Annotated in this window: 20 protein-coding genes and 4 pseudogenes; 14 read left to right on the top strand and 10 right to left on the bottom strand. The window is 65.5% G+C overall.

Translation table 11 applies throughout. The features are described 5' to 3' along the window. The first annotated feature begins 81 nt into the window (after window positions 1-81). Window positions 82-213 (top strand): transposase, encoded by a 132-nt coding sequence (locus LOS78_RS22065; protein WP_198019401.1) that lies wholly within the window; start codon window positions 82-84, stop codon window positions 211-213. 121 nt (window positions 214-334) lie between these two features. Beyond that, a pseudogene (locus LOS78_RS01160) lies at window positions 335-721 on the top strand (transposase); the annotation flags it as partial. A gap of 147 nt (window positions 722-868) precedes the next feature. Here LOS78_RS01160 and LOS78_RS01155 read toward each other — a convergent pair. The 7 genes from LOS78_RS01155 to LOS78_RS01125 all read right to left on the bottom strand — a co-directional run bounded on the left by LOS78_RS01155 (window position 869) and on the right by LOS78_RS01125 (window position 9308). After that, window positions 869-1129, bottom strand: a complete 261-nt coding sequence (locus LOS78_RS01155) for a hypothetical protein (protein ID WP_036714651.1) — start codon at window positions 1127-1129, stop codon at window positions 869-871. Between the two features lie 155 nt (window positions 1130-1284). Continuing rightward, a complete protein-coding gene (locus tag LOS78_RS01150; protein ID WP_028714576.1) occupies window positions 1285-3054 on the bottom strand; it encodes an alpha/beta fold hydrolase in 1770 nt (589 codons plus the stop codon). 341 nt (window positions 3055-3395) lie between these two features. Further along, the gene (locus LOS78_RS01145) at window positions 3396-5018 is read right to left on the bottom strand and encodes an ABC transporter ATP-binding protein (protein WP_028714575.1); all 1623 of its coding nucleotides are present in this window, start codon (window positions 5016-5018) and stop codon (window positions 3396-3398) included. After that, complete coding sequence (locus LOS78_RS01140) at window positions 5011-5925, bottom strand: ABC transporter permease (protein WP_028714574.1); 915 nt, start codon at window positions 5923-5925, stop codon at window positions 5011-5013. The genes LOS78_RS01145 and LOS78_RS01140 overlap by 8 nt, the downstream gene beginning before the upstream one ends. 3 nt (window positions 5926-5928) lie before the next feature. Next, window positions 5929-6843, bottom strand: a complete 915-nt coding sequence (locus LOS78_RS01135; RefSeq protein ID WP_028714573.1) for an ABC transporter permease — start codon at window positions 6841-6843, stop codon at window positions 5929-5931. A gap of 52 nt (window positions 6844-6895) precedes the next feature. Continuing rightward, window positions 6896-8398, bottom strand: a complete 1503-nt coding sequence (locus LOS78_RS01130; protein ID WP_147427940.1) for an ABC transporter substrate-binding protein — start codon at window positions 8396-8398, stop codon at window positions 6896-6898. Between the two features lie 28 nt (window positions 8399-8426). Beyond that, on the bottom strand, window positions 8427-9308 hold the full coding sequence (locus tag LOS78_RS01125; protein ID WP_230376507.1) for a DMT family transporter: 882 nt from the start codon (window positions 9306-9308) through the stop codon (window positions 8427-8429). Window positions 9309-9553: 245 nt separating this feature from the next. Here LOS78_RS01125 and LOS78_RS01120 point away from each other — a divergent pair, with 245 nt between their 5' ends. The 7 genes and pseudogenes from LOS78_RS01120 to LOS78_RS01090 form a co-directional block, all read left to right on the top strand. Then, window positions 9554-10741: an exo-alpha-sialidase gene (locus LOS78_RS01120; RefSeq protein ID WP_028714570.1), complete on the top strand. Its 1188-nt coding sequence runs from the start codon at window positions 9554-9556 to the stop codon at window positions 10739-10741. Beyond that, window positions 10738-11688 (top strand): 4-hydroxythreonine-4-phosphate dehydrogenase PdxA, encoded by a 951-nt coding sequence (gene pdxA, locus LOS78_RS01115; RefSeq protein WP_028714569.1) that lies wholly within the window; start codon window positions 10738-10740, stop codon window positions 11686-11688. Before LOS78_RS01120 ends, pdxA begins: the two co-directional genes overlap by 4 nt. After that, window positions 11685-12596 (top strand): dihydrodipicolinate synthase family protein, encoded by a 912-nt coding sequence (locus LOS78_RS01110; protein ID WP_028714568.1) that lies wholly within the window; start codon window positions 11685-11687, stop codon window positions 12594-12596. The genes pdxA and LOS78_RS01110 overlap by 4 nt, the downstream gene beginning before the upstream one ends. Continuing rightward, window positions 12593-13702, top strand: coding sequence for an iron-containing alcohol dehydrogenase (locus LOS78_RS01105; protein WP_176224566.1), 1110 nt, complete (start codon window positions 12593-12595; stop codon window positions 13700-13702). The genes LOS78_RS01110 and LOS78_RS01105 overlap by 4 nt, the downstream gene beginning before the upstream one ends. Window positions 13703-13713: 11 nt before the next feature. Continuing rightward, the gene (locus LOS78_RS01100; protein WP_028714566.1) at window positions 13714-14730 is read left to right on the top strand and encodes a four-carbon acid sugar kinase family protein; all 1017 of its coding nucleotides are present in this window, start codon (window positions 13714-13716) and stop codon (window positions 14728-14730) included. Then, window positions 14730-15488, top strand: coding sequence for a FadR/GntR family transcriptional regulator (locus tag LOS78_RS01095; RefSeq protein WP_010397930.1), 759 nt, complete (start codon window positions 14730-14732; stop codon window positions 15486-15488). Before LOS78_RS01100 ends, LOS78_RS01095 begins: the two co-directional genes overlap by 1 nt. 525 nt (window positions 15489-16013) lie before the next feature. Further along, window positions 16014-16154, top strand: a pseudogene (locus tag LOS78_RS01090) (IS256 family transposase); the annotation flags it as partial. A 2-nt stretch (window positions 16155-16156) separates the two neighbouring features. On the opposite strand, the gene LOS78_RS01085 reads toward LOS78_RS01090, so the two are convergent. Continuing rightward, window positions 16157-16938 (bottom strand): IS5 family transposase gene (locus LOS78_RS01085; protein ID WP_085999836.1). Its coding sequence is split into 2 segments (ribosomal slippage): window positions 16157-16596 and window positions 16596-16938, totalling 783 coding nucleotides; the frame shifts between segments, so codons are not numbered across the junction. A 343-nt stretch (window positions 16939-17281) separates the two neighbouring features. Between LOS78_RS01085 and LOS78_RS01080 the strand changes: the two genes are divergently transcribed. From LOS78_RS01080 to LOS78_RS01060, 5 genes and pseudogenes are all read left to right on the top strand, one after another. Further along, a complete protein-coding gene (locus LOS78_RS01080; RefSeq protein WP_230376505.1) occupies window positions 17282-18169 on the top strand; it encodes a LysR family transcriptional regulator in 888 nt (295 codons plus the stop codon). A 188-nt stretch (window positions 18170-18357) separates the two neighbouring features. Next, on the top strand, window positions 18358-19356 hold the full coding sequence (trbB, locus tag LOS78_RS01075) for a P-type conjugative transfer ATPase TrbB (protein ID WP_230376504.1): 999 nt from the start codon (window positions 18358-18360) through the stop codon (window positions 19354-19356). Next, window positions 19353-19685 (top strand): TrbC/VirB2 family protein, encoded by a 333-nt coding sequence (locus LOS78_RS01070; RefSeq protein WP_230376501.1) that lies wholly within the window; start codon window positions 19353-19355, stop codon window positions 19683-19685. The genes trbB and LOS78_RS01070 overlap by 4 nt, the downstream gene beginning before the upstream one ends. Next, a pseudogene (locus LOS78_RS01065) lies at window positions 19685-19933 on the top strand (VirB3 family type IV secretion system protein); the annotation flags it as partial. The gene LOS78_RS01070 and the pseudogene LOS78_RS01065, both read left to right, overlap by 1 nt. Further along, window positions 19922-20053 (top strand): annotated as a pseudogene (locus LOS78_RS01060) (DUF2274 domain-containing protein); the annotation flags it as partial. The pseudogenes LOS78_RS01065 and LOS78_RS01060, both read left to right, overlap by 12 nt. Before the next feature lie 98 nt (window positions 20054-20151). On the opposite strand, the gene LOS78_RS01055 reads toward LOS78_RS01060, so the two are convergent. Beyond that, window positions 20152-21441 carry a TRAP transporter large permease gene (locus LOS78_RS01055; protein ID WP_230376500.1) on the bottom strand — a complete coding sequence of 430 codons (1290 nt, stop codon included), beginning with the start codon at window positions 21439-21441 and terminating at the stop codon, window positions 20152-20154. A gap of 1 nt (window position 21442) precedes the next feature. Continuing rightward, window positions 21443-21949, bottom strand: a complete 507-nt coding sequence (locus LOS78_RS01050) for a TRAP transporter small permease (protein ID WP_230376499.1) — start codon at window positions 21947-21949, stop codon at window positions 21443-21445.

Genomic DNA, 21949 nt, shown 5'->3' with positions numbered 1-21949 from the left:
TGTCGGAATGGCGGAGATGGATTTGTTGGGCAGTTCGAGGTTGGGGAGGCTCGACGGAGCAACCGGCATTGGCCTGACGATGTGAAGGCGCGGATTGTCGCAAAGACTTTCAAACCTGGGGCGACGGTGGCGGCTGTAACACGGCGTCATGACGGGCAGCCCCACCACCATCTTTTGGAATGGCGAAGCCGTGCAGGCGGAAGCTCTGTTTGAGGGGCTGGTGGCGCGGCCGGTTGCGCGGCGCGTTGCGAGACCGACTGCGGCGGGGTGATCCGTCGGGTATATTTTGACTTGTTTTAATGGGCTTTCCGGTCCGGATCGGATAGGGAGGCATATGTCGCAGCCTATCGATCTCAGCTTGTTTCCCGATCTGCCTTCCGAGGTAAGGAAGGCATTTGCGGCGATGCAGTTCGAGCTATCGGTCGAACGGGCGGCCCGCCAGCACGAGCAGGCGGCGGTGGTCGAGAAGGACACCTTCATCATCGAATTGAAGGCCCTGATCGAACGGCTGGAAGGCCAGGTTCAGGATTACCGGCACACGAAGTTCGGGCCTAAATCGGAGAAGCTGGATCCGGCGCAGCTGTAACTAGCGCTGGAAGACCAGGAGACCGCCATCGCCGAGACGCAGGCGCAGGCGCAGGCGCAGACCACCGCGCTCGAAGCGAGGATCGCGACCAGGGAACCCGATCCCGAGAAGCGCCAGCCTCGGGGGGCTGCAGCCGCAGCTTACCCTTCTCTGCTAAGCGGGTCGAAACATGGCTCAGAATGATGCACTGCAAACCGCATTCCCTGCCGATGGGAAGAAGTGACGATATTCCAAAAACTAAGACGGAGAAAATGGCCCGAAAACCCGGTGCTGCCGGCTTGTTCAGGCAGCCTGATTCCTCAGGGAGTTTTCGATGTAACGAAGCGCCCCGAGGGCCATATCGGCGGTTACCCGCGCAGCGACAGCGTCACCTTGCCCAGAGGCGATCCTTGCCAGATGCCTGTGTAGCGTCTCGACGGAAAGCACGCCATCTTCCCTCAACCTAACAAGGGCGATCTGCCCGATGGTGAAGGCTGCCATGTCTGGATTGGCCACGTATTCCGGGGCCCGGCGGGGCGGCCGCATGATGGTTGCGTCGCTCATCAATCCCTCCTTGCATTGCAAAGCCGTCAGCCCAAAGATCGGTCTGGCGCTCAATATCCAAGCTGAACAATTTATTACGCACCAACCGTGCGCCCTGCGCGGTCGCTCTAGAGGATGGCGAACCGCGTTGTCATACGCCGAATGGTGTATGCAGCTCAGTTTCGGTGTGCCGCGGCGATGATGCGATCCAGAATGAGGTCATTGCGCTGATAAAAAACCAACTCGGCCGCATCGGTGACGGGCTCGACGGTGATCAGGGGATTGATCCTTTCCAACTGCCTGCACGCAGCCAGATCGATGCCGGGATCTTCGGTGGGCGCCAGATATCGCATGGGTATGAGCAACTCGCGCAGCGCGGTGTCCATGCGGTGGCGTGAAAGCTGCAACTCCCGAACAAAGGTCGCGTGGCCCTGTTTCAGCAGATGTTCACAGGCGTTCCGGATCAATGCCGTCCAATCGGGGTTGCGCACCGTTTGCTGGTTCAGCGGCGTATGGCGGAAGGCGCGTTCCAGATACCAGTCCAGGCCGTGCTGGCGCATCATCCGGTGTCCCGATTTGGCCATCAGTTCGGCGACCCATGGCGCACTGTCTGCGAGTTGCAGCATGATGCGTTGAATCTGCGGCAAGCGCTGGACTCCCGAAGGGTCGATCCCGGACGAGAAACCGACTGCCAGTATCCCGTGGAAGCGCGTGGGATTTGCCACCGCTTCGACGACCAGAGGCAAGGTGCCGCTGGCCAATCCGACGCCAAGGCAAGGGCGGCCGATGACCTGGTCGAGAAAGACCCGCAATGCGACAAGATTGTCGCTCATCACATCAAGCGAGGAGTCCATGGTGCTGTTCCCGTGACCGGGTCGCGACGGAACATAGAGGCAGATGCCCGCGTCGCGCAGCCGGGCCTCTCCATCGCCCGGCAGCAGATAGGTCATCGGCAATCCCCGCAGCATGACCACGGGGATGCCCCGCTTCGCGCCCATCCAGGTCCAGGCGATCTTGCGGCCATCGGGCATCTCGATCAGCTTTTCGCGGCCCAGGGGATCGTGCCAGACAGGGGCTTCGCCCCGAAGCCCGACATGTTCACGGCTGGCGATCATGGCCAGCAGGCGCATCAGGTCGATATTCGAGGGGGCGCCCATCTTGGCCATGATCGTCTTGATCTGGGTGCGCACCGTCAGCAGCGACACGCCTCGCTCTATCGCGATCGATTCGAGGTTGCGCAGACGAAAGAACAGATGCGCGACCTCGGATTCGGCCTGCGTCAGGCCGAAGGCCTGTTGCAAGCGCTCGGCGATCCGCGGCCCCCAGGCGATTTCCAGGGAACGGATGGCGATATGGGCGCCGCTCTGGCCCGGCACGCGGATCAGGTAGCCCTCGGCCAGGAAGGATTCGCCATAGCCCTCGGTGGCCGGCAGGATCGTCAGGATTGCTTGCGCCGCGTTGCCCTGACCGGTGGCGGCACGCAACAGGGCACGATAGTCCTCCAGAGAATTCGGCGCGATGACTGCAGCGTCCATGAACGCGCCCTGGCGCTTGCCGAACGCGCGTTCGCCCGCAATGTTGATGACCGCGACATTGCCGTTTGGAGACAGCACAGTCGCCGGTCCCGGCACTTCGGAAACCGCCAGTTTCAGCGGGTCGTTCTCGGTCGGGACGTCCAGCTTTTCCAAGGTGTTGCGGAAGGTCAGCAACTGGCTGAACAGCCCCTTGGAGACTTTGGGATGCTCGGCATCTCCGCCGGACGATGCGAGCTTGGCTTCCCAACTCGCCACCATCTCATCGAAAGCATGCTCATCGATGATCGAGCGATAGGTGCTGGCGATGATGTTCAGATCGATATCGTCGTCCGAACTCTGGCCTTCGCTCAACTGAGGCGACAGAAAGAAATGCTGATCGGCCAGTAGCGTCCTGGATTTGGAATCGGGCATGAGCAGGCCTTTTTCAGGCGGACCCTTCCCACATTGCATTTTGCCCGGCTGCTTTCAACCGGGACGGACGTGGTATCGGAATGACGCCAAGGGCGGCGCTTCAGCGATCCCGCCTATCTTTGACCCTCACCACAAACTTGGCACGGTTCATCCCCTGACAACGGGGCTTATCGTAGTTTAGCGTATTCTGGCGTAGGTTCCGCTCCAGGGCATGCAACCAACGATACTTGCGATTGGTCGAACAGCAGGTGCCAAAACTTGCCGCGTAGCATATCCGCACTGGGCATCGGGACGATGCCGATCAGGTCAAACGGCCCGAGTAAGCCGTTCCGCGCGACCTTTCAGCCTGCCGCCATCGCCAGGCGCGCGGCCCGGCGTTCGGCCTGCACATCCGGGTCGGGGTCCAGTCCCGCCGCCAGCAGCGCCTGCGTATAGGGTTGGCGCGGGTTGTCGAAGATCTGGCGCACGGTGCCTGCCTCGACCACCCTGCCCTTCTGCATCACCATGACGTGATCGGCGAAGTCGCGCACCACCGGCAGGTCATGGGCAATGAAGATGAAGGCGATGCCCAGGGACTTGCGCAGCCCGTCCAGCAGCTCGATCACCTGCGCCTGGACCGACACGTCCAGCGCCGAGACCGCCTCGTCGCAGATGATCAGTTCCGGCTCCAGCGCCAACGCGCGGGCGATGGCGATGCGCTGGCGCTGCCCGCCCGAGAACTGGTGCGGATAGCGCCCGGCCATCTCGGGCTTCAGCCCGACCTGATGCAGCAATTCGGCCACGCGGGCCTTCCATTTCGACCGGGGCAGGATGCCGGGATGGATGACCCAGCCCTCGGTGATCAGCTGCCAGACGGTCATGCGCGGGTTGAGGCTTTGCGTCGGGTCCTGGAACACCATCTGCAAGTCGCGGCGCAGCACGAACAGCTGGCGTTCCGGCATGGAAAACAGGTCCTGGCCCTTCCACAGGGCCTGGCCGCCAGTTGGCTCCTCCAGCCGCAGCAGCATCTTGGCCACGGTCGATTTGCCCGAGCCGCTTTCGCCGACGATGGCCAGGGTCTCGCCCGCCATCAGGTCGAAGGAGACATCCTCGACGGCGGCGAAATCGCCATAGACCTTGCGCGCATTGCGCACCGACAGCACCGGCTCGGCGGGCGGCAGCGGGTCGTGCATCGCGCCCTTGCCAGGCGCCGCACCGATCAGCTTGCGGGTATAGGGATGGGCGGGGTTGCGATAGACCTGCCGCGTGTCGCCGGTCTCGACCACCTCGCCCGCATTCATCACCACGACGCGGTCGGCGATCTCGGCCACGACGCCAAGGTCGTGGGTGATGATCAGCACGCCCATGCCGGTTTCCTGCTGCAATTCCTCCAACAGGGCCAGGACCTCGGCCTGAACGGTCACGTCCAGCGCGGTGGTGGGCTCGTCCGCGATCAGCAGGTCGGGCTTCAGCGCCAAGGCCATCGCGATCATCAGCCGCTGGCGCTGCCCGCCCGAGAACTGATGCGGATATTTCCCCATCGAGCCCTCGGGGTCCGGGATGCCGACGCGGCCCAACAGCCGCAAGGCCTCGGCCCGCGCCTTCGACCGGGCCATGCCGTGGGTGGTCATCGTCTCGACGATCTGCCAGCCGACGGTATAGACCGGGTTCAGATGGCTCAGCGGGTCCTGGAAGATCATCGCGATCTTGTGGCCGTTGACCTTGCGGCGTTCCGAGGCGCTCAGCTTCAGCAGGTCGCGGCCCTCGAAGATGATCTGGCCGCTGGTGATCCTGCCCGGCGGCATGTCGATCAGGTCCATGATCGCCGAGGACGACACCGACTTGCCCGAGCCGCTTTCGCCCAGGATCGCCAGCGTCTCGCCCCGGTCCAGATCGAAGCTGACATTCCTGACCGCGCGGACGGTGCCGGCCGCCGTGTGAAACTCGACCGACAGGTCTTTCACCTGCAACATCGGCTCAGCCATTCCTGCGCCCCCTCATTTCAAGCCGCCAGCGTTGGGTCGGGTCCAGCGCGATGCGCATCCAGCCCGACAGCAGGTTCAACGACAGCGTGGTCAGGATGATCGCAAGGCCCGGCCAGAAGGACAGCCACCACGCGGTCGTCAGATATTGCCGCCCCTGGCTGATCATCAGCCCCCAGGTGATTTCCGGCGGCTGGATGCCGATGCCGAGGAAGGACAGAGAGCTTTCCGCCAGCATAACGAAGGCGAAATCCAGCGTGGCGATGGTCATCAGCGTCGGCAGCACCACCGGCAGGATATGGCGGAAGACGATCCGCCGGGACGAGGCGCCCATCACCTTGGCGGCCTGCACGAACATCCGCTCGCGCACCTCCAGCACCTCGGCGCGGGTGGTGCGCAGATAGACCGGGATGCGGGTGATCGCCAGCACGATCACCAGGTTCAGGATCGACGGCCCCAGGATATACAGCACCACCACCGCCAGCAGCAGCGACGGAAACGACATGATCACATCGGCCAGCCGCATGATCACCTGCCCGGTGCGCGGCCCGGCATAGCCCGCGACCAGCCCCAGCACCGTCCCGATCAGGGCCGAGAAGAACACCGCGCCCCCGGCCACCATCATCGTGTTCTGGGTCGCGACGATGATCCGCGCCAGCAGCGGGCGGCCAAGCGCATCCGCGCCCAGGATCCACAGCCAGCCGCGTTCCCACTCGAAGGGCGGCGCGTTGCGCCCGCGCAGGTTCTGCTTTTGCGCCACCTCGCCCAGCCACGAGGGGCCGATCAGCGCGAGGACCAGCACCAGCGTCAGGAACAGCACCGCCGCCAGCGCGAACTTGTCGGCCCAGAGCATGCGGGCGAAACGGACCAGCGGCTTCGGCTCGTCGGGAATGATGTCGATGCTGGTCATGGCTCAATACCGGATGCGCGGATCGAGCAGCGCATAAGCCAGGTCGATCAGCAGGTTCATGATGAAGATGGCGATGGCGGTGACCATGATCGCCGCCAGCACGACGTTGAAATCGCGTTGCAGGATGGAATCGATCATCAGCTTGCCGACGCCGGGAAAGCCGAAGATCGTCTCGATCACCACCGCGCCGTTCAGCAGCGCCGCCGCCTGATCGCCGATCACGGTGATGACCGGCAGCATGGCGTTGCGCAGCGCGTGGACGAAGATGATCGGGCGCGTCCTCACGCCCTTGGCCCGCGCGGTCTTCACATAGGCCGAGGACAGCGCGTTGATCATCGAGCCGCGCACCACCTGCACGATCAGCCCGAAGGGGCGGATGAACAGCACCCCGATGGGCAGAATCCAGTGCCAGAGGCTGCCCGTCCCCGAGGTCGGCAGCCAGCCCAGCCCCACGGAAAAGACCACGATGGCGACGATGGCCACCCAGAAATCCGGCGCCGAGGCCCCGATCAGCGAGGTCAGCGAGGCGATGCGGTCGAAGAACCCGCCCACCCGGAACGCCGCCAGAGAGCCGACGACGATGGCCGCCCCCGTCACCAGCGTCATGGTGATGACGGCCAGTTGCAGCGTCCACAGGAAGGCCTCGCTGACCACCTCGAAGGCCGGGCGCGCGCGGCGCACGGAATCGCCGAAATCCAGATGCAGCAGGTCCCAGACATAGCGACCGAACTGCACCAGCAGCGGATCGTTCAGCCCGTGTATCTCGCGGAACTGCCGGCGCATCTCCTCGGAGGCTTCCGAGGGCAGGTAGAGCGCCGCCGGATCGCCCGTCAGCCGCGACAGGAAGAAAACGGCGACGACCAGCAGGATCAGCGAGATCAGGCTGGCGAAGGCGCGTTTGCGTATGAAACTCATCATGGCCGAAGGCTCCGGTCGTTTGGGCGGGGATGGCCCCCGCCCGGCTGTCAGGTCACTTGAAGGCGATATCCGCCAGCGGAAGCTGCGAATTCGTCGCCATCGTCGGCTTCCAGTCCAGGCGCTCGTTCACGCGGCTGAAGCCGACCATGTGGAACAGCAGCAGGTCGGCCACCACCTCGTCGTGCAGATAGGCGTGAAGCTCCTTCCACAGCGCCTCGCGCTCGTCCCCGGTCGCGGCCTGCGCGCGGTTGATCAGATCGTCGACCTTGGGATCGCTGATCCCCGACTGCCGCCCGTCCGAGGCATATTTGAAATACATCGAGAAGGACGGATCGCCGCGCGAGTTGTCATGCATGGCGACGACCACCATCGGCCCGCGGCCTTCCGGGTAAGGCTTGGAGTAAAGCTTCTCGAACTCGGCCACTTCGTAGAATTGCAGCTCGACGGTGAAGCCCGCCTCTTGCAGCATCTGCTGGACCGCCTCCAGGATTTCCACGTTGTTGGGGAAATTCGCGGTGCGGCCGATCAGAGTGATCGGCGTATCGACGGCGACGCCGTCGGCCTTGGCTTCCTCCAGCAGGCGCGCGGCCTCCTCGGGGTCGTAGGGCCAGACCTCGACGCTCTCGTTCCAGCCAAGCGTGGGGGGCGGATAGACGGCGCTGGCCAGCAGCGCGCCCTCGGGGACCAGCGTGCCGATGAAGGCCTCGCGGTCGATGGCCAGGTTCAGCGCCTTGCGCACCCGCAGGTCGTCGAAGGGCGCGACCGAGTGATCCAGCCGGCCATAGACCGTCTCGCTGTCCAGATAGGAAAAATCGGTCGCCGGATTGGTCGCGTCCAGCGCCGCGATCGAGGGCGAAATGTCGGCCTCGCCCGTCGCCACCATCGCCGCGCGAACCGCAGGATCGGCCCGGAACAGATAGGTCGCCCCGGTCACCGCGGGCATCTCGCCCCAGTAATCGTCGCGCTGGCTCAGCACGATGCGCTGGCCCGGCGTCCATTCGGTCAGGGTATAGGGGCCGGTGCCGATGGGCTCGCGCACGAATTCGATCGGCGTTTCCTCGGGCACGATCGAGATCAGGGTCAGCAGCAGGGGCAGGATCGGCTGCTGGGGATCGGCCTTGAAGTCGATGGTATGGTCGTCCACCACCTCGGCCTCGATGGTCATGCCGCCGAAATAGCGCGGCACCTCGCAGGTGATCGAGGGGTCCATCGCCCGGTCGAAGGAATGCTTCACGTCACGCGCGTCGAAACCCGTCCCATCGGAAAAGGTCACGCCCTGCCGCAGGTGGAAGCGCCAGGAACCGTCCTCCAGCTGTTCCCAGCTTTCGGCCAGCTTCGGCTGCAACCCACCGCCCTCGCGCAGGTCCAGGAAGGCCAGCGTCTCGTTGATGTTCTGAAGCGTCACCCGCCCGATATTCGAGCGCGTGGACATGCAGGGCTCCAGCAGGTCCACCTCCTCGTTCAGCACGATGCGGACGGTGCTGTCCTGCGCGAAAGCCGGGGTCAGCATCGTCGCGACGGCAAGCGTCCCCCATATCAAGGATCTTTTGATCATTCGTTCCTCCCGTGGATATCGGATCAATTCATTCGACGGCTCTTGCGCGGCGCGAGGCGCGGGACGCGATCAGGGCCGCAAGGCAGATCAGCACGCCGCCGATCCAGACCGAGGGCTTCGCCACTTCCGAAAACAGCAGATAGCCCAGCACGGCGACCAGCGGCAGCCGCAGGAAATCGACCGGCGCGACGATGGACGCATCGGCCAGGCTGAAGGCATGGGTCATCAGCGCCATGCAGCCTGCGCCCAGAACGCCTTGCAATGCCAGCAGGCCCAGCTGTCCGGCGCTCGGCATGGTCAGGAATGGCAGCGCCAGCAGGAAGGCCAGCGGGACGGTCAGCAGCAGGTTCCAGATCACCAGCGTCGCCGTCCGGTCGCCCGAGGACATGCTTTTCAGCATCAGCTGGATCACCGCCTGCACCACGGCCCCGATCAGCGCGAAGCCGATCGCCGGCGTCAGGCCGGCACCGGCCGGTCCGGCCACCAGGAACGCCCCGCAAAAGCCGGTGGCGACGGCCAGGATCTTCAACCCGCCCAGCCTTTCGCCCAGCATCAGCGATGCGCCAAGCACCACGAAGATCGGCGAGGTGAAGGCGATGGCCGTCACATCCGTCAGCGGTCCCTGCGCGAAGGCGGCAAAGAATGCGACCAGTGCGACCAGCTTCAGCGCCGCACGGATCAGATGCTGGCGCAGCGGATAGGCCGATTCCAGCACCGAGGGCCGCATCACCGCCATCGGCAGAACCGCCAGCGCGCCGAACAGGGCGCGGGTGAAGGCAATCATCATCGGATGAACGCCGCCGTCCAGCTGCCGCACGATGGCGGCATCGACGGCAGAAAGCGCGGCACCCATCGCCGCCAGCCCGACCGCCAGCATCGCTGTCCCGCCTCGTGCAACCGTCCAGGCCATGCCCCCTCCGAAAACCCGCGCCGACACCCCTCCAGCACGGTTGCCGAACCATCGGACAGGCCATCAATTTTGTCAATAAAAAATCCCCAGAAGATCACGGCCTCATGATGCTCGCATTTATATAACTGTTTTTACTTAATTAATTTACACAACGCGCAACGCATTCATTCAGTTTTTCATCTTTCAACTTGACAACTGCTTTCGTTATGCGCTGTCTTCCCGTCAATTCGACGCAGGAGGAGCATATGCGACCAGAGGATATCGCGCAGCGCATGGACGGGCGCCTGACCAGCGCCGCGGAGGGGATGCAGCAGGCATTCCTGCCCTCGCCCATGGTGCAGAATCATGCCGCATTCCTGTCGCTGGCCGATGACGGCGCGCTGATCTGTGCCTGGTTCGGCGGCACGCTGGAGGGCAAGTCGGACATCTCGATCCATGCCTCGGTGCTGCTGCCCGGCGCGGATGCGTGGGGACCCGCGCAAAGGCTCAGCCACGATCCCGATCACTCGGAACAGAACCCGGTGATCTTCGCTGCACCCGATGGCGGGCTGTGGCTGTTCCACACCTCGCAACCCTCGGGCAATCAGGACCAGTGCCGCATCCGCATGGCGGCGCTCAACCGCGACGGGGTGGCGATCACCGCCGAGGAGGGGCGCTTCCTCGACCTGCCGCGCGGCTGTTTCGTGCGCGCCCCGGTCCGGCTGCGCGACGACGGCGCCTGGCTGCTGCCGATCTTCCGCTGCGTTCAGCGCCCCGGCCGGAAATGGAACGGCAGCCACGACACCGCCGCGATGGGCGTCTCGATGGATGGCGGGCAAAGCTGGCGGCTGGAGGACGTGCCGGACTCTGTCGGCTCGGTCCATATGAGCCCGGTCGATCTGGGCGAAGGGCGCATGGCCGCCTTCTATCGCCGCCGCCAGTCCGATTTCGTCCACCGCTCGGACAGCGCGGATGGCGGGCACAGCTGGGCCGCGCCGGTGGCGACGGACGTGCCGAACAACAATTCCTCGATCGCCGCCATCACCCTGCGCGACGGGCGGATCGCGATGATCTGCAACCCGGTCAATGCCGCGATGTCGCCCGACCGCCGCGCCTCGCTGTATGACGAGCTGGGCGAGGAGGACGACCGCCCGGACGCCGATCCCGCAGGCGGCTGCACCCCGATCTGGGGCGTACCGCGCGCGCCGGTGACGATCTGCATCTCCAGCGACGGCGGGCGAACCTTCCCGCGGCGTTACCTGGTCGAGGACGGGCCGGGCACCTGCACCTCGAACGATTCCACCGACGGGCGCAACAAGGAAATGTCCTATCCCTGGCTGCTGGAAGGCCCGGACGGCACCCTGCACCTCGCCTATACCTACCACCGCCGCGCCATCAAATACCTGCAACTGCAACCTGGCTGGGAAAGCCGCCTTTCGGAGGCTCTGACATGAGCGACATCATCGGCATCACCATGGGCGACCCCGCCGGCGTCGGCCCCGAGATCAGCGTCAGGGCGCTGGCCGACATGTCGCCCGAGGACCGGGCGCGGACGCTGATCTATGGCAACCGCGCCACTCTGGAGGCCGCGAAGGCGGTCGCAGGCATCGAGCTGGACCTGGCCGAGCGGGTGGTGAACATCGACTATGACGGCGCCCCCCTGCCCTGGGGGCAACTGTCCCCGGTCGCGGGCGACGCGGCCTTCCGCTTCATCGAACGCGCCGTCCAGGACGCGCAGGCCGGCCGGATCGGCTGCATCGTCACCGCGCCCATCAACAAGGAGGCGCTGAACGCCGCCGGCCATCACTATGACGGCCATACCGGCATGTTGCGCAGCCTGACAGGGGCCGAGGCCGCCTATATGCTGCTGGCGTCCGAGCGGCTGAAGGTCATCCATGTCTCGACCCATGTTTCGCTGAAGGACGCCATCGCCCGCGCCACGACCGAGCGGGTGCTGGCCACGATCCGCGCGGGCAACGCCCATCTGAAGCGCATCGGCGTCAGTGCGCCACGCATCGCGGTCGCCGGGATCAACCCCCATTGCGGCGAGAACGGGCTGTTCGGGACCGAGGACGCCGACCAGATCGCCCCCGCCATCGCCGCCGCCCGCGCCGAGGGGATCGACGCCTACGGCCCGATCTCGGCCGATACCGTGTTCCACCGCGCCTATTCCGGCGCATTCGACCTGGTGGTCGCGCAGTATCACGACCAGGGCCATATCCCGATCAAGCTGGTGGCTTTCGACACGGCGGTGAACGTCTCGGTCGAGTTGCCCATCGACCGCACCTCGGTCGATCACGGCACCGCCTTCGACATCGCGGGCCAGGGCGTCGCCGATCACGGCAACATGAATTCCGCCATCGCCTATGCCCGCAAACTGGTTTCCGGAGGATCGAGATGAGCTTCGCCATCGAGGGCGTCTATTGCGCCGCCGCCACGCCCCTGAAAGCCGACGGCACCCCCGACCTGCCCCTGTTCGGCGCCCATGCCAAGGCACTGATCGAGGAAGGCTGCCACGGCATCGCCATGCTGGGCTCGACCGGCGAGGCGAACAGCTTCTCCGTGCGCGAGCGCATGGACCTGCTGGAAGCCGCGATCGCCGGCGGCACCCGGCCCGACCAGATGCTGCCCGGCACCTCGTCCTGCGCGGTGACGGATGCGGTCGAGCTGACCCGCCACGCGGTGCAGGCGGGCGTCAAGGGCGTGGTGCTGCTGCCGCCCTTCTATTACACTGCCTTCAGCGATGAAAGCCTGTTCCGCTTCTATGCCTCGATCATCGAAAAGGTCGCGGATGATCGGCTGAAGGTGATCCTCTACCACATCCCGATGCTGACCGGCGTACCGATCAGCCATGAATTGATCGCGATGCTGGTCGAGGCCTTCCCCGATACCGTCATCGGCATCAAGGACAGCGACGGCAAGATCGAGAACATGCACGCGATGGCCGCCCGCTTCCCCGGTTTCGCCGTGCTGGCCGGGGCCGATCCGCTGCTGCTGCCGGTCCTGCAAGGCGGCGGCGCGGGCTGCATCACCGCCAGTTCCAACCTCGTCGCGCGGGAATTGCGGGTGGTTTACGACCATTGGAACGACCCGGCGAAGGCCGCCGAGGTGAAGGCCGCGCAGGACGTGATCGTCGCGTGGCGCAACCTGACCAACAGCTACACCCAGCTTCCCACCGTCAAGACCATGCTGGCCCGGCGCCGCGGCGACATGGGCTGGATGAACGTGCACCCACCCTTCTCGCCCCTCTCCGAGGGCGAGGCCGCGAAGGTCTGGGCCGTCATGGACGAATTGGAGAGCAAGGCATGAGCATGAGCCGCATCATCACCCTGCATCAGCCGAAACGGCTGGAAATCGGTGCGGGCGCCTCGGCCCGCACCGGCGCATGGGCGCATGACGCGCGGAATGTCCTGGTCATCGCCAGCCCGCATACCGCCGGTTTCGCGGACAGGCTGGGGCTTGCGGGCCAGGTCTCGGTCTTCGACGCCATTCCGGGCGAGCCCGACATCGCGACCTTCGACGCCGCCATCGCCGCCGCGCGCGAGGCCCGGCCCGACCTGGTGATCGGGCTTGGCGGCGGCTCGGTCATGGACGTGGCCAAGTTGGTCGCGGCGATGTGGGACGGCGAGCAGTCGCTGGCCGATGTCGCCGGCCCGAACCGGGTCTCGGGGCGCCGCTCCGGCCTTGTGCAGGTCGCGACCACGGCGGGCACCGGGTCCGAGGCGGGCATCCGCGCGCTGATCACCGATCCCGGCAAGGGCAACAAGATCGCGGTGGAAAGCCCGCATCTGATCGCCGACCTGGCGGTGCTGGACCCCGAGCTGACCTTCTCGGTCCCGCCTGCGGTGACGGCCGCGACTGGGATCGACGCGATGGCCCATTGCGTCGAGGCCTTCACCAACCGCAACGCCCATCCGGTGATCGACGGCTTCGCCCGCATGGGGATCGGCCTCGTCGGCCGCTACCTTGCACGCGCCGTCCGCGACGGTTCCGACACCGAGGCGCGCGAGGGGATGATGCTGGCATCCTTCTACGGCGGCATCTGCCTTGGCCCGGTCAACACCGCGGCGGGACATGCGCTGTCCTATCCGCTTGGCACGCTGCTGCACCTGCCGCACGGGCTGGCCAATGCGATCATCTTCCCGCATGTGCTGGCCTTCAACGAACCCGTGGCCCAGGCCAAGACCGCCGAGATCGTGGCCGCCCTGGGACTTGGCGAAGGCGATCTTCTGACCCGCGCCCATGCCTTCTGCGCGGATCTGGGGGTCGAGATGCGGCTGTCCGCGCATGGCGCGACCGAGGACCAGCTGCCCCGCTTCGCCAGTGACGCCCATGCCATCCGCCGCCTGATGGACAACAACCCCCGCGACATGACGCCCAAGGAGGTTCTGGCCATCTATCGCGCCGCTTTCTAGGGCGCGCGCCGATGAAGCTGTGCATCATCGCCGACGACCTGACCGGCGCGCTGGACAGCGCCGCGCCCTTCGCCGGGCGCGGGCTGGCAGTCCAGGTCGCGCTGTCGCCCGAGGCGGTGGCCTCGGTCGCGGCAAGCGGCGCGCAGGTGATGGCGGTCAGCACCCGCTCGCGCGATGGCACCAAGGACGCGGCGCGCAAGGCGATGGCGCAGGTCGTGGCGGCGCTGCCCGCAGGCGTGCCAGTCCTGAAGAAGATCGATTCGCGGCTGAAGGGGCATGTCGCCGCCGAACTCGCGGTGCTGGACCCGGCGCGGATGCTGGTCGCCCCCGCCATTCCCGATTTCGGGCGGATCACGCAGGCCGGCCATGTCGGGGGCTACGGCGTCGCCCGGCCCCTTTCCATCGCCGAAGCCCTTGGCCCGCTGGCCGGCCGCGCCGTCATCCCCGACGTGACCAGCGCCACTGAGTTGGCCGCCGCGCTGGACAGGACGCAACCGGGCGACCTGCTGGTCGGCGCGCGCGGGCTGGCCGAGGCGCTGGCGATCCGCATGACCGGGCAGCCCGCAGCCACGCCGGTCCTGCCGCGCGCCGCGCGCAGCCTGCTGGTCATCGGCTCTCGCGATCCGATCACGGTGGAACAGGCACGACAGGTGCAGGCCTCGGGACTGGCGGCGGTCCTGCCCGCCCCCGCGGGCGAAGCGGTACCAGACGCCACCGCGCCGCATCTGCTGGTGCAGGCAGTGGCGGGGCAGGCCACGCGAACCGGATCGCAGGTCGCCGAAGCCCTGGCCCGCAGCGTCCATCCCCGGCTTACCGCCGGTCGGCAGGCGCTGCTCTTGTCCGGCGGCGCGACTGCCGAGGCGGTGCTGGCGCATATGGGCATCACCTCGCTGCGGCTTGCGGGCGAATGCCTGCCTGGGTTAGCTGTGGCATATGGGGGCGAAATCAGCATCATCGCCAAATCCGGGGGCTTCGGCGCGGCCGATACCCTCGCCACCTTGCTGGAGATGTTTCGGGGGCAGAACTGATGGCGGAGCCGGAAAAGCGGGCGCGGAAATCCCTCAGCGAGATCGTCTTCGAACGGATGGAACGGGCGATCAAGTCGGGCTCTTATCGCCCCGACGAAAGACTGCCGACCGAACATGACCTGGCCGCCGAATTCGAGGTCTCGCGCCCCGTGATCCGCGATGCGCTGAAAAAGCTGCGCGAGCGCGGCCTGATCTATTCGCGCCAGGGCGCGGGCAGTTTCGTGCGCACCATCGGGTTGAAGCAGCCGCTCGGCTTCGGGCCGCTGGAAAACGTCTCGGACCTGCTCAGCTGCTATGAGTTCCGCCTGACGCTGGAACCCGCCGCCGCCGCCTGCGCGGCCGAGCGGCGCGACGACGCCGCGCTGGAACGGATCGCCGCCGCGCTGGAGCTGATGCGCGACGCCACCAACCGCCAGAGCCACCGCGAGGATGCCGATTTCCAGTTCCACCTGGCCATCGCGATCGCGTCCGAGAACAGCTATTTCTCGATCGCGATGGAGGCGCTGAAGGACCATATCGCCGTCGGAATGCGCTTCCACGGCGCCTCGGTCAAGCGCGAGGCCAGCGGGCTGGCGCGGGTCTTCGACGAGCATGCGGGGATCTTCGAGGCGATCCGGCTGCAGGACGGTGCCCGCGCGCGCGACCTGATGCGCGATCACCTGACCCATTCGCGCGACCGGCTGTTCACAAGGCGCAAGCCCGCCCTCGTCTCCGACGCCGGCAACGGCCCGCCGCTGGCCACCCAAGGCCAGCCCTGACAGCGGGCATGCCGTGTTTCCGCTGTTCGCAAAATTCCTCGACCTGCTTTTCCTCGCCCAGACCCCGCAGCAAGAGCGCAGCGCCAGTTAAAGCAAATCGGGCAGACAGAGCCCCGGACGCTCCTCAGCTAGTCGGGGTCCCGGCGTACGACCCATAGTGCCCGATCCAGCTCGCCTCGTAATTTGTCAACGGCGGCGCAAAAGTCGGCCATGGCGGCGGAGCAAAACCAGGCCAGTTGGTGAGGGTGTGCGCCATGGCACGCGCGCTTTCCACATACCCAAGCGTTCCGGGGCGGCTTCCTGGTTGCGCGCAGAGCCGGCGAAAGAGGGCCCGTCAAAGCCAACAGCCCGGAAGTAGGCAGCCTTCGAGATCGAGCGAGTGTATCGGTCACCCACTGGATCAGCACGAACCCGGTCGACGCCGAACTTGCGAGCCTGGCTGACTGCCCACGAAGAATGCCCGCAACAGCGTTTGCCAACCCAGTCCAGGATCGATTTCCCGCAGCACCACAGCGGAATCGTCACCGGACGTCAAACCCGATCGAGAGCACCTTCGCCACCGTCCGGCACCGCACCCGGCGAACCAAGGGCTGCCTGAGCCGAAAGACCGGGCTCGCCATGGCCTTCCGGCTGATGATGTCGGCGCAGAAGAAATGGCGAAAGCTAGGTCATGTTGACAAATGGCGGAGCCAGAGCCTGATGCAGGCGACGTCGACGAAGCCAAGGAAGCTTTCGGCGGTTTTGTCGTAGCGGGTTGCAAGGCGGCGGCTATTTTTCAGCTTGTTGAAGCAGCGCTCGACCATGTTGCGCAGGGTGTAGATGGTCATGTCGACAGCCTTGCGCACCCTTCGGTTCCTTCGCATCGGTATCATGGGCAGGGCGTTGCGGCTCTCGATGTCTTCCCGAATTTTATCAGAGTCATAGCCCCTGTCGGCGACCAGAACTGCTGGTTGCGGCAGGTTGTCGGCCATCACCATATCATAGCCGGTGTAGTCGGAATCCTGCCCCGGCGTGATCTCGGTCCTCATCGGGAGGCCTGCGCCGTTGACGCGGAGATGGATCTTGGTCGAGAAGCCACCTCTCGAACGGCCAAGAGCCTCTTTCGGAGTCCCCCTTTTGCGCCCGCCGCATGATGATGGGCGCGGATCACAGTGCTATCAACCATCTGGAGCTTGTCTGGCGCGATCCCAGCGTGGTTCAGCGCATCCAGGATATCCTCCCACAGTCCCGCCAAAGTCCAGCGGCGGAACTGACGGTAGACCGAGGACCACTTGCCAAACTCTTCGGGCAGATCGCGCCATGGCGCACCAGTCCTTGCGATCCAGAATATACCATTCAGAACAAGACGATGGTCCGCAGGTTTCCGCCCGTTAGGGTGCCGGACGGCACGAATGAAGCCCTCGAAGAAGGTCCACTCATCGTCGGATATCAGGTTGCGTGCCAAGTTCATCTCCCACGTAGAGATGAGCTTGAATCATAGGACGACTGCCAGAGGAATCCCTTTTGTCAACACGACCTATAAACTGCTGATGACGGAAGCTTCACCGTTGTTCAAGAAGCTTTCGGCAGCGTGATCCATCATTCTGATTGGCGCAAGGGGGCCTCCCCTTGCCTTTCCCTCATTTTTACGCCCAGTCGACCGAACTACAGCCTCAACCTGCCCATTGTCGGTCCTCTTCCGCTTCCACGGCCGCGCTGAGCACTTTGTCGCTACTGCCGTTTCTGAATTCGGTCAGGTGGCGCACCAGCAAGAACGAGCATAATAACCTTTCGGGAAGGAGGAATAGCAAGCTATGGACCTTCGCCATCTCCGCTATGTCGTCGCGACAGCCCGCAACGGCAGTTTCAGCTCAGCAGCGCTGGAGCTGGAGGTCCAGCAGCCGATCGTAAGCCGGCGGATCCGCGAACTCGAGGAGGAGCTCGGCACCGCGCTGTTCGATCGGTCCACCGCGGGCGCGAAACTGACCCCGGTCGGCGAGGATTTTACCGCCATGGCCGCGCGTATTCTGGACGATTTCCAGCGGCTGGCCGATCGCACACGGGCCGCCGTGGATGGACGGCGCGGCAGCGTATCGCTGGGGTTCTACAAATCACTCTCCTCGGGAGGTTTCCGCAACGCCCTGCACCGGTGCCGCAAGAACCATCCCGATATCGGCCTCGACCTGTTGGAAGCGCCTTTCGTCGAACTGATGGCCGATCTCCATTCCGGCAAGCTCGATGTCGCGGTCATCCTCGGCGATCCGGACCGCTGCCCGGTGCTGAACACCATGGCGATCGGCACCGAGCAATTGATGGTTGCCCTGCCGGAAGATCATCCGCTGGCCGAAAATCCTGTCGTCTACTGGTCCGATCTCAAGGGAGAGCGGTTCCTGATCTCGCATCAGGATCCCGGATCCGACATCCGCAACATCCTGATCGCCAAGCTGGCCGCACCATCGGACGGGCCCGAGATCGCCAACCTGCATCTGAGCCGCGAGAGCATCCTCAGCCTGGTTGGCGCAGGCGAAGGCATCAGCCTGCAATGCGAATGCGCGAGTGGCCTGACGGGTCTCGGGGCGGTGTTCCGGCCCGTACACGACGGCAACGGCGCAACCCGGATCGGCTATATCGCTTGCTGGCATCCTGATAATGGCAACCCGGCGCTGCAAACCTTTCTCGAAGCGTTGAAATCGGGAACCTGAGTCGTTTGGGGAGACAGCTTTCCATCATATGTCAGGCAGCCGTGCCGCAGGTTTCCCGTATTTTTTCGCTCCCCTACGCTCCTCTTCGATTTTGAGAAGACAACTGTTGCGCCGCTGCGTTTTGAGGCTCTTTTAGTCGACCCCATCCGGGGCCTTCCTCTCGCCGCCCCGGGGAAACGGGGGACGGGATGGCAGGTTCGGACCATATCGAGGCAAGGGTGGAGCGCGGCGCCCGCATGCTCCGCACCGCGCTCGGGCCTGCCATCTCCGCCCTCTTGCGGGATCCCGACATCGTCGAGGTGATGCTGAACCCGGACGGCCGGATCTGGGTCGACCGGCTGCGCGACGGGTTGGCGGAAACCGGCCAGGTCCTGTCCCCAGCCGACGGCGAACGGATCATCCGGCTGGTCGCGCATCATGTCGGCGCCGAGGTCCATACCCGGTCTCCGCGCGTCTCGGCCGAACTGCCGGAAACCGGCGAGCGCTTCGAGGGGCTGCTGCCGCCGGTGGTCGCAGCCCCGGCCTTCGCCATCCGCAAGCCCGCCGTCGCTGTGTTCACCTTGGACGATTACGTCACCGCCGGGATCATGACCCGGATGCAGGCCGAGGCGCTGCGGCTTGGCGTGGCGACCCGCGCCAATATCCTCGTCGCCGGCGGCACCTCGACCGGCAAGACCACGCTGACCAATGCGCTGCTGGCCGAGGTGGCGAAGACCTCGGACCGCGTCGTCATCATCGAGGACACCCGCGAGCTGCAATGCGCCGCGCCGAACCTGGTGGCGATGCGCACCAAGGACGGCATCGCCAGCCTGTCCGATCTGGTGCGCTCCTCCCTGCGCCTGCGCCCCGACCGCATCCCGATCGGCGAGGTGCGCGGCGCCGAGGCGCTGGATCTGCTCAAGGCCTGGGGCACCGGCCATCCGGGCGGCATCGGCACGATCCATGCCGGATCGGGGATCGGTGCGCTGCGCCGCCTCGAACAGCTGATCCAGGAAGCCGTGGTCACCGTGCCACGCGCCCTGATCGCCGAAACCATCGATCTGGTCGCGGTGCTGTCCGGACGCGGGTCCGCGCGGCGGCTGGCCGAACTGGTCCGCGTCGACGGGCTGGGGCCGGACGGCGACTACAGCATCGCTTCCGTCATTCCCGACATCTCTATTCCCCACGACACCGGAGAATCCCAATGATCCGTCGCACCTTCTGCATCCGCCCTTATATCGCAACCGCTGCCACATTCGCCTGGACCAGCCTCGTCCTTGCACCGGCCGCCCATGCCGCCGGTTCGTCGATGCCCTGGGAGGCGCCGCTGCAATCGATCCTCGATTCCGTCGAGGGGCCGGTGGCCAAGATCGTCGCGGTGATCATCATCATCGTGACCGGGTTGACGCTGGCCTTCGGCGATACCGGCGGCGGCTTCCGGCGGCTGATCCAGATCGTCTTCGGCATCTCCATCGCCTTTGCGGCCAGTTCTTTCTTCCTCAGCTTCTTCAGCTTCGGCGGCGGAGCCTTGGTGTAATGACGACGGCGTTCGAGCAGCTTTCCGAGGTGCCCGGCTTCACGGTGCCGGTGCACCGCGCGCTGACCGAGCCGATCCTGCTCGGCGGCGCGCCACGGAGCATCGCCATCCTGAACGGCACCCTGGCCGGCGCGGTCGGCCTGGGGCTGCAGCTCTGGCTGCCCGGCCTGCTGATCTGGGCGGTCGGCCACATCGCCGCAGTCTGGGCCGCGAAACGTGATCCGCTCTTCGTCGAGGTCGGGAGGCGCCAGGGGCCGGTCGCGCCGCAGAAGCTTGTCGTGCCGATGCTGGAGCGGTTCCTCGCCTCGGATCGCGGGTTTGCGAAAGCAAGGCGGAACGTCAATGCTGGGCGCAGGACCGAGGACTGAACGATATTAGCCCAGCCAACACCTGCGGCTTAGGCACGCATACCAAATGTCGTCCTGCGTGTTGAGGATCACCTCCTCCGGCAGTAAGCCCACCTCGCCTAAAGCAATCCCAGCCAGCGCGGCAGTGCCAGCGAAAGCGCGGGGATGAAGGTCGTCAGGACCATCACCGGCAAGGCGACGAAGGCCATCATGCGCAGGGCGGGACCGACCGCCTGATGGACCGAAGCGCGTCCGATCCGGCAGGCCATGAAAAGCACCGGCGCCATCGGCGGGCTGTTCGCGCCGATCACCACCGAGGTCGCGACGATGGCGGCGAAATGCACCGGATGCACCTCGACCGACACCATCAGCGGCAGCAGCAGCGGGGCGATCACTACCGTGACCGAGACATCGTCGATCAGCGCCCCCGCGATGATCAGGAACACGTTCACCAGGATCATGACGCCGATCGGATTGCTGACCAGCGATGCCACCAGCTCCGTCAGATCCTGCGGAATGCGCTCGGCCACGAGGATGCGGCCGATCACGAAGGAAAACAGCAGGATCAGCACGATGGAGCCGGTGGTCTCGGCTGCCGCCACCGTGCTGTCGCGCAGCCGCGCCAGGCTCATGTCGCGATAGACGAAGAGGCCGATCAGGACCGCGGCGAGAACGGCGAAGGCCGCCGCCTCGGTCGGCGTGAAGAACCCGCCATAGATGCCGCCGATGATGATGACCGGCAGCGAAAAGGCGGGGATGGTGCGCAGGGTGATGCGCCATTTCTCTGCGGCCGGGATCCGGCGCGGGTCATGGATCTCGTGGATGCGGCGGCCGATCTGGGCGCGGTTGAAGATCATCAGCCCGATCATCAGCACGATCCCCGGCACGATCGAGGCCGCGAAGCAGGCCGCCACCGATTGCTGGGTCGCCACTGCGAACAGGATCATGGTGATCGACGGCGGGATAAGGATGCCCAGAAGCGAGGAAATCCCCAGCAGCGCCGCCGAATAGCCGCGCGGATAGCCGCGTTCGGCCATGGGGTCGATCATCAGCGTGCCGATGGCCGCCACTGCTGCGGTGGCCGTCCCGGCGATGGCGCCGAACACGCCCGCCGCCCCGACCATGGCATTGCCGAGCCCGCCCCGCCGCCGCCCGATCGCCATCTCGATGCAGGCGACCAGGCGGTTCGCGATGCCCCCCGACTGCATCAGGTAGCCCGCAAGGATGAACAGCGGCAGGGCCAGCAGGATCACCGAGTTCAGCGACCGGAAGCCCTGCAACATCAGCGTGTTGAGATTGGCGTCATAGATCCAGGCCAAGGCCGCGACGACGCCGGCGAAGGACCATGCGACGGGAAGGCCGATCCCCAGAAGAACCAGGAGCAGCCCCAGAACCAGTAAAGCCTCCATGTCAGGCTCCCTTGCCGGATTGGGCGATCTGAAGGCCTGCGCGGGCGATGTCGCGCAGGGCGTAGAGGACGGCGGATACCGCGGCGAGAGCCAGCGGCGCCTGCGCATACCACAGCGGCAGGTTCAGGACCGGGATGATCTGCGGCCGCTTCATCCCCCAGGCCAACATCTTCCACACCCAGAGCGCGAAGATCGCCGCGATGACCAGTGTCAGAACCGCGACGACAAGGCCATGGATCGCCTTGGCGCGGGGCGCGCGCAGCGATGTCGCGAGGAAATCCACGACCAGATGCTCGGACCGCCGCGAGGCCATGACCGCGCCCGCCATGTAAAGCCACATGGCAGCAAGCAGGCTCGCTTCGTGCATGCCCAGCAGCGACTGGCTGAAGAAGACGCGAAAGATCACCAGCGCCACCAGCGACAGGGTGACGATGGCGCTGGTCGCCAGGATGACGACCTGCAAGAGCCAGGCAAAGGCCCGGTCGGCCATGGCAAGAAAGGCGATCAC

The organism is Paracoccus sp. MA, from assembly GCF_020990385.1.
GTDB lineage: Bacteria > Pseudomonadota > Alphaproteobacteria > Rhodobacterales > Rhodobacteraceae > Paracoccus.
Note: the sequence above shows the minus strand (reverse complement) of the source record. Positions and strands in the feature narration are given on the sequence as shown.